The organism is Rhodococcus sp. SJ-3 (assembly GCF_051918125.1).
Classification (GTDB): Bacteria; Actinomycetota; Actinomycetes; order Mycobacteriales; family Mycobacteriaceae; genus Rhodococcus.
The window spans coordinates 3,965,724-3,980,703 of sequence record NZ_CM123306.1 but is presented as its reverse complement, the minus strand read 5'-3'; the positions used below and the strand labels follow the sequence as shown (position 1 = coordinate 3,980,703).

Sequence of the window (14,980 nt, the reverse complement as noted above, 5' to 3'; positions counted from 1 at the left end):
GGCGCACCAGGGTGAGCTAGATCCACACGCCCTTGCCGATGGCGACGACCCCTCCGTTGCTCACCGCGAAGCGCTGACGGTCGCGTTCGAGATCGACTCCGATGATCTCGCCGTCTCCGACGACGACATTCTTGTCGAGAATTGCGTGACGCACGACCGCGCCCTTACCGATGCGCACCCCGGGCATCAGCACACTGCCCTCGACGGTGGCGCCGTCCTCGACCATGACATTGGAGCTGAGTACCGAGTTACGGACGGTCGCGGCCGACAGGATGCTCCCTGCCCCCACGATCGACTCCTGCGCGAGGCCGCCCTGTACGAACTTCGCGGGCGGGAGGTTCTCGGCCGCACCGCGGATCGGCCAGCGCCTGTTGTACAGATTGAAGATGGGGTGAACGGACACCAGATCCATGTGTGCGTCGTAGAACGCGTCGAGCGTGCCGACGTCGCGCCAATAGGCGCGGTCGCGTTCGGTGGCACCCGGCACCACGTTGTTGTTGAAGTCGTAGACGTGCGCTGCACCCTGCGCGACGAGAGCGGGGATGATGTCGCCGCCCATGTCGTGGTCCGAGTCGGAATTCTCGGAATCCGCTCGCAACGCCTCGACAAGCACCTTCGTGGTGAAGACGTAGTTGCCCATGGAGGCAAAGGTCACGTTGGGGTCGTCGGGAGTGCCGGGCGGGTGGGCAGGCTTTTCGAGGAACTGGGTGATGCGGCCGGACTCGTCGCTGTCGATGCATCCGAAGGCGAACGCTTCGCTGCGCGGGACCCGGATGCCCGCAACGGTCACGCCGGCTCCGGATTCGATGTGCTGACGCACCATCTGCTCGGGATCCATGCGGTAGACGTGGTCGGCGCCGAACACCACGATGTACTCGGGATCCTCGTCGTACACGAGGTTCAACGACTGCAGGATCGCATCGGCACTCCCTGTGTACCAGCGTGGCCCCAGACGCTGCTGCGCGGGCACCGGGGTGATGTATTCCCCCGTGAAACCGGACAGCCGCCAGGTCTGGGAGATGTGCCGATCGAGCGAGTGCGACTTGTACTGCGTCAGCACGCAGATACGCAGATAGCCCGCGTTGACGAGGTTGCTCAGCACGAAATCGATCAGACGGTAGGCACCTCCGAACGGCACCGCGGGCTTCGCGCGGTCCGCGGTCAACGGATACAGCCGCTTACCCTCGCCGCCGGCGAGCACGATTCCAAGCACATGTGGCTGGCTCCTCACACGCTCAACCTATCCGCACTGCCTACGATGCCGCCAGCCAAGTGAGAACTCGGAGAAGTCGGCGACCCCGTCGGGGTGCGGCGGCCTGTGATGTCCCCTCGTCCCGGCGTTCGGAGATCGAGTGGCCGGAACTTCTGCGGCCGGATAGTTTGATGCGGTGCGGGTGGCAATGATGACACGGGAGTATCCGCCCGAGGTGTACGGCGGCGCAGGCGTTCACGTGACCGAGCTGGTGTCGCAACTACGGCGCCTGTGCGAGGTCGACGTGCATTGCATGGGAGGGCCCCGCGAGACCGCGATCGTGCATTCCCCCGACCCGGCACTCTCCGGCGCCAACGCTGCATTGACCACCCTGTCAGCGGAATTGCGTATGGCCCACGGGGCGGCCGGGGCGGACATCGTCCACTCACACACGTGGTACTCGGGTCTCGCCGGTCATCTCGCCGCAGACCTGTACGACGTCCCCCACGTCCTCACCGCTCACTCGCTCGAGCCCCGGCGCCCGTGGAAAGCCGAACAGCTCGGTGGTGGTTACCGGATTTCGTCGTGGTCCGAACGCAACGCCGTGCAGTACGCGGACGCGGTCATCGCCGTCAGCGACGGTATGCGGCTCGACGTTCTCGACGCCTATCCGTTCGTCGACCCCGCGCGCGTCCACGTGGTGCGAAACGGGATCGACACCTCGGTGTGGCATCCGGGCCCCCTCCCGCCCGATTCCGAATCGGTGCTTCCGACGATCGGTGTCGATCCCACCGCGCCGATTGCCGTGTTCGTCGGCCGCATCACCCGTCAGAAGGGCCTCGGTCATCTGATCGCCGCCGCACACCGCATCGCGCCCGAGATCCAACTCGTGTTGTGTGCAGGTGCTCCCGACACCCCGGAGCTCGCAGCGGACACCGAACGAGCTGTCGCCGAATTGCAGAGTTCGCGGGGCAACGTCATCTGGGTTCAGGAGATGCTCCCGCGAGAATCGGTCCGCGAGCTGCTCGCTGCCGCTCAGGTTTTCGTATGCCCTTCGGTGTACGAGCCACTCGGTATCGTCAACCTGGAAGCGATGGCGTGCGAGACCGCCGTAGTGGCATCGGATGTGGGTGGGATCCCCGAGGTCGTGCAGGACGGCGTCACCGGCACGCTTGTGCACTACAACTCGTACGAACCCGCAGTCTACGAACACGCTCTCGCGGACGCCGTCAACGATCTCGCCTCCGACCCCGCGCGCGCGGCCGAATTCGGACGTGCCGGGCGAGCGCGGGCGATCAGCGAGTTCTCATGGGCGCAGATCGCGCGGGCCACCCTGGTGGTCTATCAGGACGCGATCAGCCGCCGCTGACCTCCCCGTCTCGCCGGGCGCCGTCACCGGGCTTCCGGCTCCACGTCGACACCGTCACCGATGCGGTCACCTCGAAATCGTCGGGCAGTGCCTCCACCATCTCGGCGCGCTGCGCCGCGGTGAGATGGAAGGCGGACGGGCCCATTCCCACGAGAGCGACGAGCGCCGTGCGGGTCAGTTGCATCGCGAAACGCACCTCGGTGCGAGCGTGTCGCTCGAATCGCCCGGACAGCGCCGACGACAGACGTTCGGTCTTGTGTTCGTCGACGCTGACCATCCCGGGCAGCGACACGAGTTCACGCAGGTGTTCCGGTGCCGGAGTGGCCACCACGAGCACACCGCCGGGCTCGAGGACCCGGTGCGCCTCGGACGCGTTGCGCGGGGCGAACACCGACAGGACGTGCCCGAGCGTCCCGGATCGCACCGGGATCTGCGCCCACACATCCGCGAGGACGGCGCCGGTACGGGGATGACTGCGAGCGATTCGGCGCGCCGCCGGCTTCGACACGTCGAGACCGATACCTCGGGAACCCGGCAACCCGTCGAGTACCGAGGCAAGGTAGCCCCCGGTGCCCGCGCCCACCTCGAGCACACCCGAATCGGACGGGACGGACGCGCACGCAGCCCTCACTGCCTCGCGGATCGGGTCGTAGTGGCCTCCATCGAGGAACGCGGCGCGGTCGGCGATCATCTCTGCCGTGTCGCCGGTGAATCGGGTCGCCGCACCGCTCAAGAGAGAAACGTAGCCCTGGCGTGCGATGTCGAAGCTGTGGCCGCGTTCGCACAACACCGCCGTGTCGTCGAGATCCATCGCGGATTCACAATGCGGGCACGCGAGGAGGTCGATCACCGAGTCGAGCATGGTTTCCCTTCATCCACGACGCGCACGGCAGGTCTCGCCGATACGAATCCGGGCCTCGCGCACAGACAGCAGCGCGAGACCCGGAAACGTCGAAAGAGGCGCTGATCAGCTGGTGACACTCTTGAGTTCGTCGCCGAGGGCCGCAGCCTCGTCCGGCGTGAGCTCGACGACCAAACGTCCGCCGCCCTCGAGTGGAACCCTCATGACGATTCCTCGTCCCTCTTTGGTTGCTTCGAGGGGACCGTCCCCGGTCCGGGGCTTCATGGCCGCCATCCTCTGCTCCCTCCAAATCTGCACCCGACCTCCGGGCGCGTGGGTTACCGTGTGGTTGCCTCGTCGCGGTCGACGATGCGCGCTCCACCATTGTTCCCTATCGCGGTCCTCGCTGGACAGCGGACTCCCGCGGGTGCCCGCGCGCAGTAGGTCAAGCGTCCGTTCGAACCCAGCACTCCGCAACGTGGTCGTCGACCATACCGGTGGCCTGCATGAGGGCATACGCAGTGGTGGGGCCCACAAAACGGAATCCCCTGCGCTTGAGTTCGCGCGCCATCGCCCTCGATTCCTCGGTCACCGCGGGAATCCGCTCCGCGGAGTCGAACCGCTCGGCGCGCCGCGGCGGCGCGAACGACCACAGCAACGTGTCGAGGTCGGAGTCGGTGAGATCGAGTACCGCTCGCGCGTTCGACACCACTGCCTCGATCTTGAGCCGATTGCGGACGATGCCGGCATCGGCCATAAGCGCCGCGATTTTCTCCTCGTCGTAGCGAGCCACGATGTCGACATCGAAACCGTCGAACGCCGCGCGGAATCTCTCGCGTTTACGCAGGATCGTCAACCACGAAAGCCCCGACTGGAACGCCTCGAGGGCCAGCCGTTCGAACAGTTCGTCGCGGCCGTGCAGTTCACGTCCCCACTCGGTGTCGTGGTAGTCGCGGTAGAGCGTCTCGCCGGCGCGATCGACCGCCCAGGGACAGCGCGCCCGTTGGTCCTCGGTCATGACGTCGCTCCTTCGTCGGCGTCCTGCTTCTCCCTCTCGGCCTCGGACTCCGCCGGTCGCGTGGATTCGCGAGACCCGGGATCGTCGTGCTCGTCGTCCGGTTTCTCGACGACTCGATCGTGGGGCACGGGCACGTCGTCGCCCGGCGTCTCGGCGGACACCTCGTACTCCTCGATCCGCGCCTTGAGTTCGTCGATCTCGCGAGCGAGCCGATCGAGTGCCCAATCGACCTCGCCCATCTTGTATCCGCGCAGAGTCTGCTGGAAGCGTAGATCTCGCACGTCGGTGCCCGTCACGTCGGACGCGGGCAGAACAGTGGCTGTGGTGCCGGGCGGGATGGGTGCGAGCGCTTCACCACGCCCGAACACCACACTCGCGACGAAGAACAGCGCGGCGCCGACGACGACGATGACGAGCACGTACAGCAGAACCGTCAGCATCCCTCGATCTTGACACGCCGCACCGACAACCGGGTCAACCGGTGATGGTCGCCATGGGTGGACGGTCCTCGAGGCTCACGCGCGTCTCGACCGGGCTGAACGAGTCGCCGTCGACGAGGAACTGGGTCAGGGGCGCACCCGAATCCGCGATTCCGCAGCGACCCAGCATCGTCCCGACGATCTGCCTGCTCATCGCGCCGAGCTCGGACAGGGGCCGGTTCCGATGCTTGCGCACGCCGAGGTTGACCTGGGCAATCGCATCGAGACCGAGCCGGTCGTACGTGTCGAGCAGTAGTCCGATCTCGACGCCGTAACCCGGTGCGAACGGCACCGACTGCAACAGCTCGCGGGTACCCGCGTATTCGCCTCCGAGAGGTTGGAGGACACACGTCAGTTCCGGCCGCAGAGCGGCGAGCAGCGGCCGGGCGACCAGTTCGGTGACCCTGCCACCTCCGGAGGCGTCCTCGGCTCCACTGACCCGAAGGGGACGCCGGTAGAAGCCCTTGACGAGGTGGATTCCGTCTCCGAGCAGCAGCGGGCCGAGGAGCTTCGGCACGAACGCCGGATCCGGGTTGATGAGATCGGAATCGACGAACGCGATCAGGTCGCCGGACGTCGCCGCGATCGACCGCCACAGGACCTCGCCCTTGCCTGGGACCGGTGGCACACCGGGCACTGCTTCCTCGCGGGAGATCGTGCGTGCACCGGCGGCACGCGCGCGGGCCACGGTGTCGTCCGTGGAACCCGAGTCGAGCACCACCAGCTCGTCGACGAGACCACCCAGGAGAGGGTGGATCGTGTCGACGACCCTTCCGACGGTGTCCTCCTCGTCGAGGGCGGGCAACACCACGGTCACTGTGCGCCCTGCCTTGGCGCGCTCGAGTTCGGCGACCGTCCATGTGGGACGGTCCCAGCTGTTCGCTTCACTCCAGGTGCGTGTGGGAGCACTCATGCCAGACCCCTGACCGTGCGGGCGGGCGGGCGGGTGCCGACGATCGCGGCCGTCATGTCGACCACGCGGCGGGTCGCTGCGACCTCGTGCACCCGGAACACCCTCGCTCCTGCTGCCGCGGACAATGCTGTCGCTGCCAATGTGCCCTCCAACCGCTCGGCGAGTTCGACTCCCAGAGTCTCGCCTACGAAGTCCTTGTTGCTGAGCGCCATGAGCACAGGCCACCCGCTATTTACGAGAACGTCCACGTGCCGCAACAATTCGAGCCCGTGATAGGTGTTCTTCCCGAAATCGTGGGTGGGATCGATGAGGATCGAGTCGGGCGCGACGCCTCGCCGCGCTGCGTCCTCGGCAGCGCCGACGACCTCGGCCGCGACCTCGGCAACGATGTCGGCGTACCGCACCCGGTGAGGGCGGGTCCGAGGGGTCGCGCCGCCGGTGTGGGAGCACACGATGCCCACGCCGAGCTCTGCCGCGACGTCGACGAGTTCGGGGTCGGCGCCCGCCCACGTGTCGTTGATCAGATCGGCGCCTTCGGCGACCGCGCGCCGCGCCACCTCGCTGCGCCACGTATCGACGCTGATGAGCACGTCCGGATATCGCTCACGGATCGCTGCGACGAAGGGTACGACCCGTCTGATCTCCTCAGCAGTGTCGACGAGGTCGCCCGGTCCTGCCTTGACACCGCCGATGTCCACGAGATCGGCTCCCTCGGCAACGGCGCGGTCGACTGCGGCCAGGGCTGCATCGTCGGTGAACGTCGCGCCCCGGTCGTAGAAGGAGTCCGGGGTGCGATTGACGATCGCCATCACGAGGGCTCGGTCGGTCGCGACCGGCCGGCCGCACAGCGTCGGAGACGGTCGTCCACCCAGCGTCGGAGACGGTCGTCCACCCAGCGTCGGGGATGCATGCCCGGGTGGGCGCACGTCGCGCTGTGCGGGCAGCTCGGGAACCTCTGCGGCGGAACCGGTCATGGCTCCCATCCTGACATGATCAGCGTCGGGGGATTTCACCCCGAGTGACTGCCTCGACGTATCCGTCGTAGTGGGGGCGATATCCGTCGGAGCGGTCTGCGAGAACGAACACCGCGTCGGACCCGGTGTCGGTGAAGCCCTGTTTGCGCAGATCCACCTTGCGGCTCTTGAAGGTCGTCGTGTGTTCGAGCTCGTCGACGATCCGCACGAACAGCGGTACCGCGTAGTCCGGGAGCGCGTGGTGCAGGGCTGAGGAGAGTGCCGCGCCGTCGAATTCCGAGTCCGGATTCAGCGTCACCGCGACCATGCCTGCGCGGCCTTCTACGCCGGGCACCTCGACCCCGTAGACGACGGCTTCGGCGATCGACTCGTGCGACGATACCGCCCCTTCGACCTGGGTGGTTGCGACGTTCTCGCCTTTCCACCGGAAGGTGTCGCCGAGTCGGTCGACGAACGCGACGTGCATGAATCCCTGTTTGCGGACGAGGTCGCCGGTGTCGAACCAGACGTCGCCGTCGTCGAACCCGTCGCGGACGAGTTTGGCTTCGGTTGCCTCGGGATCGGTGTAGCCGTCGAAGGGGGCGCGGGACGTGACCTTCGCGAGGAGCAGACCGACCTCACCTCGCCGGACGCTCTCGAGATGCCCGTCGGCACCGCGTCGCGCTTTGCCCGTATCGGGGTCGTATTCCACCACTGCGTGCGGGAGCGGGCAGATTCCCGCGGTGCGAGTCTGGTTGAGCGCGTTGATGAATGCGATGTTGCATTCGCTTGCGCCGTAGAACTCTGCGACACGGTCGATTCCGAAGCGGTCGGTGAACTCGGTCCAGATCTCGGGTCGCAGGCCGTTGCCCACCATCAGCCGGATGCCGTTGTCACGGTCGTCGGGACGCGCCGGCTGGTTGAGCAGGTAGCGGCAGATCTCACCGATGTAGATGAACGCGGTGGCTCCGTTGCGTCGGGCATCCGACCAGAATCCCGACGCCGAGAACTTGCGGCCCAGCGCGAGGGTCGCGCCGGAACCGAGCACCGACGAGAGCGCGACCGTCAGTGCGTTGTTGTGATAGAGCGGCAGGCAGCAGTACAGAGTGTCGTCGCGGCGCAATCGGACACCCAGTCCTCCGAGCCCCGACATCGACTTGAGCCAGCGGAAGTGCGACATCTTGCTGGCTTTGGGCAGACCTGTCGTCCCCGAGGTGAAGATGTAGTACGCGGTCTCGGAGGCCTGTAGACGTTCGGTGACCGCGGGGTTCGCGGAATCTGCCTCGGCGGCGAGTGAGTCGAGCTCGTCGACGCGCAGCACCGCCTCCGCCTGCGGTGGTCCGTCGAGGGACTCGATCGCGTCCTCGCACTCTTCACCGATCACGAGGACCCGGCTGTCGAGTAGACCGAGACTGTGGGCAAGGACCTCGCCACGTTGGTGATTGTTGAGCATGCCTGCCGCGGCACCGAGTTTGACCGCTGCGAGCGTGATGAGGAGTGCTTCGGGCCTGTTCGTCATGAGGATGCCGACGACGTCGCCGACCCGCACGCCCCGCGCCGTCAGCACCGCCGCGTACCGGTTGACCTGTGCGTTCGCATCGCCGTAGCTCAGTGTGTCGCCGTCGAAACGCAGGAACGGCCGGTCGGGCCGACGCTCGGCGAGTTTCTGGAAGACCGAACCGATCGTCTCGCGGGCCTTCGGAGTGCGGGTCATGCCGAGTGCTCCGCGCAGCAGGCTCGGTGCATCCGGCAGCATGGCCGGTAGTTGGGCAAGCAGGTCGAGCGGGGAGACGGTCGAATCACGCTCGGTGGACACGGACTTGGTCAACTTCGTTCCTCACGGCGGTCGGCTGGGCAGCAGGCTCGAAAGAAGTCGCAGCTCCCCCGAACTTACCGAAGAGTAGATAATCGATCGGCCGAACGAAACCCCCTCTACATCCGAGCGGCCGCGCCACACCGGTCGAGCGCATCCTCGATATCCGCGGTGACCTGCAGGGAATCGAGCGCCCGCCGAGCCACGAACCCGGTGTCGACCATAGACTCCAGCCACGTGAGCAATCCGGTGTAGTGCCCGACCGGATCGAGCAGCACCATGGGTTTGTCGTGCATTCCCAAGTATCCCGCGGTCCAGGTTTCGAAGAGCTCCTCGAGGGTGCCGATACCACCGGGCAGGGTGATGAACGCGTCGGCGCGGTTCTCCATGATCTCCTTGCGCTGGCGCATCGTATCGGTGACGACGAGTTCGTCCGCGTCGACATCGGCGACCTCACGGTGCACGAGCGCCTTCGGGATGACTCCGAGCGTGTGCCCGCCCGCAGCGCGGACGGCCTCGGCGATCGCACCCATCATCGACACGTTGCCCCCGCCGGAGACCAGCCGCCATCCGCGACGTCCCAGCGCCGTGCCGACCGCGGTCGCGAACCCGAGGTACGACTCGTGCACCGGACCGGACGCGCAGTAGACGCACACCGCCAGACCGGACTCGCTCACCATGAGGCCTCCTCACCGTAGAGCTCGTGTTCGTCCTCACCGCGGTGCGCGGCGACGATGATCTGCACCGCTTCGTCGATGCTGTCGGTAACCGAGATCAAATCGAAGTCCTCCGCCGAGATCTTGCCCTCGCGCAGCATCGTCGCGCGGATCCAGTCGAGCAGGCCCGACCAGTACTCGGTGCCGAACAACACGATCGGGAACTGGGTGATCTTGTGGGTCTGAACCAGCGTGACCGCTTCGAACAGTTCGTCGAGCGTTCCGAATCCGCCGGGCAGGCAGACGAACGCCTGTGAGTACTTCACGAACATCGTCTTGCGCGCGAAGAAGTACCGGAAGTTCAGGCCCAGATCCACCCAATCATTGAGTGACTGCTCGAATGGCAATTCGATACCCAGCCCGATCGAGAATCCCCCCGACTCGCTCGCGCCCCGGTTCGCGGCTTCCATCGCTCCGGGGCCACCACCGGTGATCACGGCGTATCCGGCTTCGACGAGTGCAGCACCGAGACGGCGACCGATCTCGTAGTCCGCGTGGTCCGTCGGCGTCCGCGCCGACCCGAACACCGCGACGGCGCGTGGCACCTCGGCGAGTGCGCCGAACCCCTCGACGAATTCACTCTGAATTCGCAGCACCCGCCACGGGTCTGTGTGCACCCAGTCGGCAGGCCCTCGCCGGTCGAGCAGACGCTGATCCATCATGGTGGACTCGAACGCACGATCGCCGCGCAACTGCACGGGCCCGCGATGCACGACCTCGTCGCGGTCGCGTCGACTGTCCGAGTTCGCGGGGGGTTCGTCGCCTGGCATGTCGGTCACGTTATCGGGTGAGGTACCCGCGGAGCACCGCGGTCACCTCGGTGATGTGACGCACGTCGACGTTCTCGTCCCGCTTGTGCGCGAGGTTCGGGTCGCCCGGGCCGTAGTTGACGGCGGGGATTCCCAAGGCGGCGAACCGCGACACGTCGGTCCATCCGTATTTGGCGCGGAAGCGCCCGTCGGCTGCCGCGACCAGCGCTGCCGCTGCGGGATTCGCCAGCCCGGGCAGGGCACCCGGCGACATGTCGGTCAGCTCCATCTCGATGTCGAGGCCGGCGAAAACCTCCTTCACGTGGGCGAGGGCGGTGTCGGGGCTGCGGTCCGGTGCGAACCGGAAGTTGACGTCGACCTCAGCAGCGTCGGGCACGACATTGCCTGCCACTCCCCCGCCGAGGCGCACGGCGGACAGTCCCTCGCGGTACACACAGCCGTCGATGTCGACCGATCGCGCTTCGTACCGCGACAATCGTTCGAGTACGGGCGCGAGCTTGTGGATCGCATTGTCGCCGAGCCAGGACCTGGCCGAATGTGCTCGCACACCGCCCGTGGTGATCCTCACCCGCAGCGTCCCCTGGCAGCCCGCTTCGATCAGCCCGCCGGTGGGCTCGCCGAGGATTGCGACATCGGCATCGAGCCATTCACGCAGATCGGACTCGATTCGGCCGAGTCCGTTGAAGGAGGCGGCGATCTCCTCACAGTCGTAGAACACGAGCGTCAGGTCGTGCGCGGGTTCGGCGACCGTCGCCGCGAGATGCAGGAAGACCGCGTCGCCCGACTTCATATCGGAGGTCCCGCACCCGTACATCAGATCGCCCTCGCGCCGCGACGGCACGTTGTCGGCGATCGGCACCGTGTCGAGGTGACCGGCGAGCATCACCCGGCTTCCGAGACCTCGATTCGTGCGCGCCAGAACAGCGTTGCCACTGCGAATCACCTCGAACCCCGACGTCTGTTCGCGCAGCGCCTTCTCCACGGCGTCGGCGATGACCGATTCGTCCTGCGACACGCTGGGAATGTCCACCAGGGCAGCGGTGAGGTCGATCGGATCGGCATGCAGGTCGAGGTGTGGAGCGGTCATAGCCGCACAATACGGAATCACCGTTTTTCACAGGTTCGGCATCGGTTTTTCACAGGGCCTACACAGGAGCACGCGCGCCTCGCGTACGCTTCTCGACCGTGAGTGCACACGGAGCATCAGCAGTAGGCATCGCGAACATCGCGACGGACGGCACCGTCCTCGACACCTGGTTCCCGGCCCCCACGCTGGGCGAACACACCGATACCGGGACGACGCGGCTCGAAGGCAAGGACATCCCGTCCGACCTCGCGTTGCTCGCGGGGACCGACGAGGCGCGCGACGTCAACCAGGTCGCGGTCCGCACCACCATCGCCGATCTGTCGCAGGCGCCCGCCGACGCACACGACGCCTATCTGCGTCTGCACCTGCTTTCCCATCGTCTCGTCCAACCGCACGGCATCAACCTCGACGGCCTGTTCGGTTTGCTCGCCAACGTGGTGTGGACCAACTACGGTCCCTGCGCCGTCGAAGGATTCGAACTCGTCCGTTCGCGTCTTCGCATCCGCGGACCCGTCACCGTCTACGGCGTCGACAAGTTCCCGCGCATGGTCGACTACGTCGTGCCGTCCGGTGTCCGCATCGCCGATGCCGATCGCGTCCGTCTCGGTGCGCACCTCGCCTCCGGCACCACCGTGATGCACGAGGGCTTCGTGAACTTCAACGCGGGCACCCTCGGGAACTCGATGGTCGAAGGCCGAATCTCCGCGGGCGTCGTCGTCGACGACGGCTCCGACGTGGGTGGCGGCGCGTCGATCATGGGCACTCTGTCGGGCGGCGGCAAGGAAGTCATCTCCATCGGGAAGCGCTGCCTCCTCGGAGCGAACGCCGGCGTCGGCATCTCGCTCGGCGACGACTGCATCGTCGAGGCAGGCCTGTACGTCACCGCCGGAACCAAGGTCACCGGCCCCGACGGTACCGTCATCAAGGCCAAGGAACTCAACGGCAAGTCCAATCTCATGCTGCGCCGCAACTCGGTCAGCGGTGCTGTCGAAGTGGTCCCCAACAAGGGCACCGGCGTCGAATTGAACGCAGCCCTCCACGCCAACGACTGAGTAGGGTCCCTTGAGCACAGCCGAGTCGCCCGCAAGCGAGCCGCAGCACCTCGGAAGCGGGCTCAAAGTCCGACATCTGACCATGATGGGGCTCGGCTCCGCGATCGGCGCCGGCCTGTTCCTCGGTTCCGGCGTCGGTATCGCCGCGGCGGGTCCCGCCGTCCTCATCTCGTACGTCCTCGCGGGCATCATGATCATCTTCGTGATGCGCATGCTCGGCGAGATGGGCGCGGCCCTTCCGGTCTCCGGTTCGTTCTCGCATTACGCCCGCATCGGGATCGGCCGCTGGGCCGGATTCACGATGGGATGGCTGTACTGGTTCATGCTCATCATGGTCCTCGGCGTCGAGATCACCGGTGCATCGGCCATCGTGCAGTCGTGGCTTCCCGGTGTGCCCCAATGGGTTGTGGCACTCGTATTCGTCACCTTCTTCGCCGTGATCAACCTCGCGCGTGTCGCCAATTTCGGTGAGTTCGAGTTCTGGTTCGCCGCGTTGAAGGTCGCCGTCATCATCGGCTTCCTCGTGCTGGGTGTGCTGTTGGTGTTCGGACTGCTACCCGATACCGATCCGGTCGGCACCGTGCACCTGCTCGGCGACGGCGACGGGTTCGCGCCGAACGGCCTCGCCGGCATCGCTGCGGGCCTGCTCGCGGTCGCATTCGCGTTCGGCGGGATCGAGATCGTCACGATCGCCGCCGCCGAATCGAAAGATCCGGAACGGTCCATCGCCACCGCCGTGCGCTCGGTCGTCTGGCGCATCAGCCTCTTCTACCTGGGTTCGATCGCGATCATGGTGCTCGTGTTGCCCTGGACCACCGCGAGCGGCGACACCTCGCCGTTCGTGTCCGTCCTCGATATCGCCGGAATCCCCTACGTTTCCGGGTTCATGGAACTCGTCGTCGTGATCGCGCTGCTGTCGGCGTTCAACGCGAACGTGTACGGAACCTCGCGGATGGCGTACTCCCTCGCGCGTGGTGGGGACGGACCGGCGTGGCTCGGCAAGCTCTCGCACAACGGGGTGCCCCGCAACGCCGTGCTGGTGTCGGTGTTCTTCGGTTTCGTCAGCGTATGGCTGAACTGGCTGCTTCCCGACGAGATCCTGGGCATCCTGCTCAACGCCGTCGGCTCGGCACTGATCGCGATCTGGCTCTTCATCGTGGTCGCGCACCTGCGGCTACGGCGGCGGTTCGAGCAGGAGGGCACGCTGAAGCTGAAGATGTGGGCGTTCCCCTACCTGAGCTGGTTCACGCTCGCCATGCTCGTCGCGTTCATCATCCTGATGCTCTCCGATTCCGACGCCCGCGCGCAGCTCACCGCTACCGCCGTGCTGTTCGTGATCATCACCGTGATCGGCATCGTCTGGCGCCGGTTCCATCCCGCAGACTCCGAGAACCTTCCCACGTCCTGAGAGAGTGTCGGTGTCGGGCCCGGCCGAACGCTGGGCCCGATTCCCCGACTGCATGGGGCGAGAAACTACTGGGCGGCGAGGAATTCCCTGTCCGCGCCGAGACCTTCGAGTCTCCGGGCTATCAGCGCAGCCTGCAACTGTCGCAGACCCGAGGGGCGCGTGGGATCGAAACCGGTCAGCTGAGAAACCCGCTTGAGCCGGTAGTCGACGGTGTTGGCATGCACGTGCAGTGAGCGTGCGGTCAGCTGCCTGCTCAGATCGTGCGAGATGTGGGTCTCGAGAGTCTCGACGAGCTCGGGTGAATCGTCGAGTGGATCGAGGACACGCGCGAGATACTGCCGTGCCGGGCCAGGACGGGTCAGCTGATATTCGAGAGCCAGATCGTGCATCCCGTACGTGCCGACCGGGCGTCCCAGCAATCTGACGAGGTCCAGCAGTTCGTGGGCCTGCTTCGCCGCTGCAGGCACTTCCGGCACGGACGCGTGCACCAGCGCCACCGTCACCGAGACACCGGCCACCGCCTCGATCCGGTGGCGCAGCTCGTCGACCGACGGAGAAGTCGACGTCCCCGCGAGCAGGACCGTCCCCCCTTCGGGCCCGAGCAACGCCAGATGCTTGCCGTCGCAGATGGCTTCCAGCTCGACCTCGACGCGACGCAGGGTTCGACGGGCGACGACTTCCGGGCGCACGTGCGGATTCCGCTCGTCGGGGTGCCGCGCCAGCGACACGGCGAGCACCGTGTATCCGTCGGCGAGTTCGAGCCCCGAACGGCGCGCGACCGACGCGGCATCCTGCCCGCTGAGCAGTGCAGCGATGAGTTCCTGTGCGGCAACGTCGCGCTCGCGGCGAATCACCTCGAGCTCCGAGACGAAACCGGTCGTGGCGGTGACGGTGACGCGTTCGAGCAGTGCCATCCACAGTCGCGAGGCGTCGGCGACCGACATGACGTCGCCTTCGCGGGCCCGGTCACTGACGAGCTCCCAGCCGAGGCGAATGCCCTCGTGGTAGATGCGCAGCATGTATTCGAGGCGGAAGCCTGCCCGTGCCCACTGCGCTGCGCTGCTGCGCAGATCTGCGAGATCGGCATCCGACGGCAGCTCGCCGGAGTCGAGCAGGTGGATCGCGATGCGCAGGCACCGCACGGTGACCTCGGTGACGTCGCCGCGCAACGACTCTCCCGGGCGCAACGAGCACGGTGCGACGTTGTCGGCGAAGTGTGCGACCAGCTTGCGCGCCACCGCAGGCAGGTCGCGAAGCGGGACCGACGCGGGCTTGCCGTCGACCATGAAGGCCGGGCTCGCGCCGCTGGAGCGTTCCGAACGAAGCGCTTGCTCGGTGTCGCGAACCTGATCCGTCAAAGACATACCTC

Annotated in this window: 15 protein-coding genes; 3 read left to right on the top strand and 12 right to left on the bottom strand. The window is 66.5% G+C overall.

Annotation, left to right across the window (positions count from 1 at the left end):
- Nucleotides 1-16 precede the first annotated feature (16 nt).
- A complete protein-coding gene (gene glgC, locus ACTDXD_RS18605; RefSeq protein ID WP_440123755.1) occupies nt 17-1,231 on the bottom strand; it encodes a glucose-1-phosphate adenylyltransferase in 1,215 nt (404 codons plus the stop codon).
- A 157-nt stretch (nt 1,232-1,388) separates the two neighbouring features.
- Between glgC and glgA the strand changes: the two genes are divergently transcribed.
- The gene (glgA, locus tag ACTDXD_RS18600; RefSeq protein WP_440123754.1) at nt 1,389-2,561 is read left to right on the top strand and encodes a glycogen synthase; all 1,173 of its coding nucleotides are present in this window, start codon (nt 1,389-1,391) and stop codon (nt 2,559-2,561) included.
- Here glgA and ACTDXD_RS18595 read toward each other — a convergent pair.
- From ACTDXD_RS18595 to dapE, 10 genes are all read right to left on the bottom strand, one after another.
- Entirely contained in the window at nt 2,548-3,423 is an 876-nt protein-coding gene (locus tag ACTDXD_RS18595; RefSeq protein ID WP_440123753.1) for a putative RNA methyltransferase, read from the bottom strand. The two genes, glgA and ACTDXD_RS18595, sit on opposite strands and share 14 nt — an antisense overlap.
- Before the next feature lie 105 nt (nt 3,424-3,528).
- Complete coding sequence (locus ACTDXD_RS18590) at nt 3,529-3,696, bottom strand: DUF3117 domain-containing protein (RefSeq protein WP_011211259.1); 168 nt, start codon at nt 3,694-3,696, stop codon at nt 3,529-3,531.
- Between the two features lie 151 nt (nt 3,697-3,847).
- Nucleotides 3,848-4,420, bottom strand: coding sequence for a DNA-3-methyladenine glycosylase I (locus tag ACTDXD_RS18585; protein WP_440123752.1), 573 nt, complete (start codon nt 4,418-4,420; stop codon nt 3,848-3,850).
- On the bottom strand, nt 4,417-4,860 hold the full coding sequence (locus ACTDXD_RS18580) for a DivIVA domain-containing protein (protein ID WP_440123751.1): 444 nt from the start codon (nt 4,858-4,860) through the stop codon (nt 4,417-4,419). Before ACTDXD_RS18580 ends, ACTDXD_RS18585 begins: the two co-directional genes overlap by 4 nt.
- 34 nt (nt 4,861-4,894) lie before the next feature.
- Nucleotides 4,895-5,812: a glucosyl-3-phosphoglycerate synthase gene (locus tag ACTDXD_RS18575; RefSeq protein ID WP_440123750.1), complete on the bottom strand. Its 918-nt coding sequence runs from the start codon at nt 5,810-5,812 to the stop codon at nt 4,895-4,897.
- Nucleotides 5,809-6,786, bottom strand: a complete 978-nt coding sequence (folP, locus tag ACTDXD_RS18570; protein WP_440123749.1) for a dihydropteroate synthase — start codon at nt 6,784-6,786, stop codon at nt 5,809-5,811. The genes ACTDXD_RS18575 and folP overlap by 4 nt, the downstream gene beginning before the upstream one ends.
- A gap of 19 nt (nt 6,787-6,805) precedes the next feature.
- Nucleotides 6,806-8,581 (bottom strand): long-chain-acyl-CoA synthetase, encoded by a 1,776-nt coding sequence (locus ACTDXD_RS18565; RefSeq protein WP_440127698.1) that lies wholly within the window; start codon nt 8,579-8,581, stop codon nt 6,806-6,808.
- 116 nt (nt 8,582-8,697) lie between these two features.
- Nucleotides 8,698-9,258, bottom strand: a complete 561-nt coding sequence (locus ACTDXD_RS18560) for a TIGR00730 family Rossman fold protein (protein ID WP_440123748.1) — start codon at nt 9,256-9,258, stop codon at nt 8,698-8,700.
- Nucleotides 9,252-10,064: a TIGR00730 family Rossman fold protein gene (locus ACTDXD_RS18555; protein WP_440123747.1), complete on the bottom strand. Its 813-nt coding sequence runs from the start codon at nt 10,062-10,064 to the stop codon at nt 9,252-9,254. The genes ACTDXD_RS18560 and ACTDXD_RS18555 overlap by 7 nt, the downstream gene beginning before the upstream one ends.
- 10 nt (nt 10,065-10,074) lie before the next feature.
- Nucleotides 10,075-11,151, bottom strand: coding sequence for a succinyl-diaminopimelate desuccinylase (dapE, locus tag ACTDXD_RS18550; protein ID WP_440123746.1), 1,077 nt, complete (start codon nt 11,149-11,151; stop codon nt 10,075-10,077).
- A gap of 98 nt (nt 11,152-11,249) precedes the next feature.
- Between dapE and dapD the strand changes: the two genes are divergently transcribed.
- Together dapD and ACTDXD_RS18540 are read left to right on the top strand one after the other, a co-directional pair.
- The gene (gene dapD / locus ACTDXD_RS18545) at nt 11,250-12,203 is read left to right on the top strand and encodes a 2,3,4,5-tetrahydropyridine-2,6-dicarboxylate N-succinyltransferase (protein WP_440123745.1); all 954 of its coding nucleotides are present in this window, start codon (nt 11,250-11,252) and stop codon (nt 12,201-12,203) included.
- Between the two features lie 82 nt (nt 12,204-12,285).
- A complete protein-coding gene (locus tag ACTDXD_RS18540) occupies nt 12,286-13,611 on the top strand; it encodes an amino acid permease (protein ID WP_440127697.1) in 1,326 nt (441 codons plus the stop codon).
- 65 nt (nt 13,612-13,676) lie between these two features.
- Here the strand turns inward: ACTDXD_RS18540 and ACTDXD_RS18535 are convergent, their stop codons facing one another.
- On the bottom strand, nt 13,677-14,897 hold the full coding sequence (locus ACTDXD_RS18535) for a PucR family transcriptional regulator (RefSeq protein WP_440127696.1): 1,221 nt from the start codon (nt 14,895-14,897) through the stop codon (nt 13,677-13,679).
- Nucleotides 14,898-14,980 lie beyond the last annotated feature (83 nt).

Coding starts and splice junctions, on each gene's coding strand:
- ACTDXD_RS18595 (WP_440123753.1), bottom strand. CDS start 3,423: ATGCTCGACTCGGTGATCGACCTCCTCGCGTGCCCGCATTGTGAATCC.
- ACTDXD_RS18590 (WP_011211259.1), bottom strand. CDS start 3,696: ATGGCGGCCATGAAGCCCCGGACCGGGGACGGTCCCCTCGAAGCAACC.
- ACTDXD_RS18585 (WP_440123752.1), bottom strand. CDS start 4,420: ATGACCGAGGACCAACGGGCGCGCTGTCCCTGGGCGGTCGATCGCGCC.
- ACTDXD_RS18580 (WP_440123751.1), bottom strand. CDS start 4,860: ATGCTGACGGTTCTGCTGTACGTGCTCGTCATCGTCGTCGTCGGCGCC.
- ACTDXD_RS18575 (WP_440123750.1), bottom strand. CDS start 5,812: ATGAGTGCTCCCACACGCACCTGGAGTGAAGCGAACAGCTGGGACCGT.
- folP (WP_440123749.1), bottom strand. CDS start 6,786: ATGACCGGTTCCGCCGCAGAGGTTCCCGAGCTGCCCGCACAGCGCGAC.
- ACTDXD_RS18560 (WP_440123748.1), bottom strand. CDS start 9,258: ATGGTGAGCGAGTCCGGTCTGGCGGTGTGCGTCTACTGCGCGTCCGGT.
- ACTDXD_RS18555 (WP_440123747.1), bottom strand. CDS start 10,064: ATGCCAGGCGACGAACCCCCCGCGAACTCGGACAGTCGACGCGACCGC.
- dapE (WP_440123746.1), bottom strand. CDS start 11,151: ATGACCGCTCCACACCTCGACCTGCATGCCGATCCGATCGACCTCACC.
- ACTDXD_RS18540 (WP_440127697.1), top strand. CDS start 12,286: ATGATGGGGCTCGGCTCCGCGATCGGCGCCGGCCTGTTCCTCGGTTCC.
- ACTDXD_RS18535 (WP_440127696.1), bottom strand. CDS start 14,897: ATGGTCGACGGCAAGCCCGCGTCGGTCCCGCTTCGCGACCTGCCTGCG.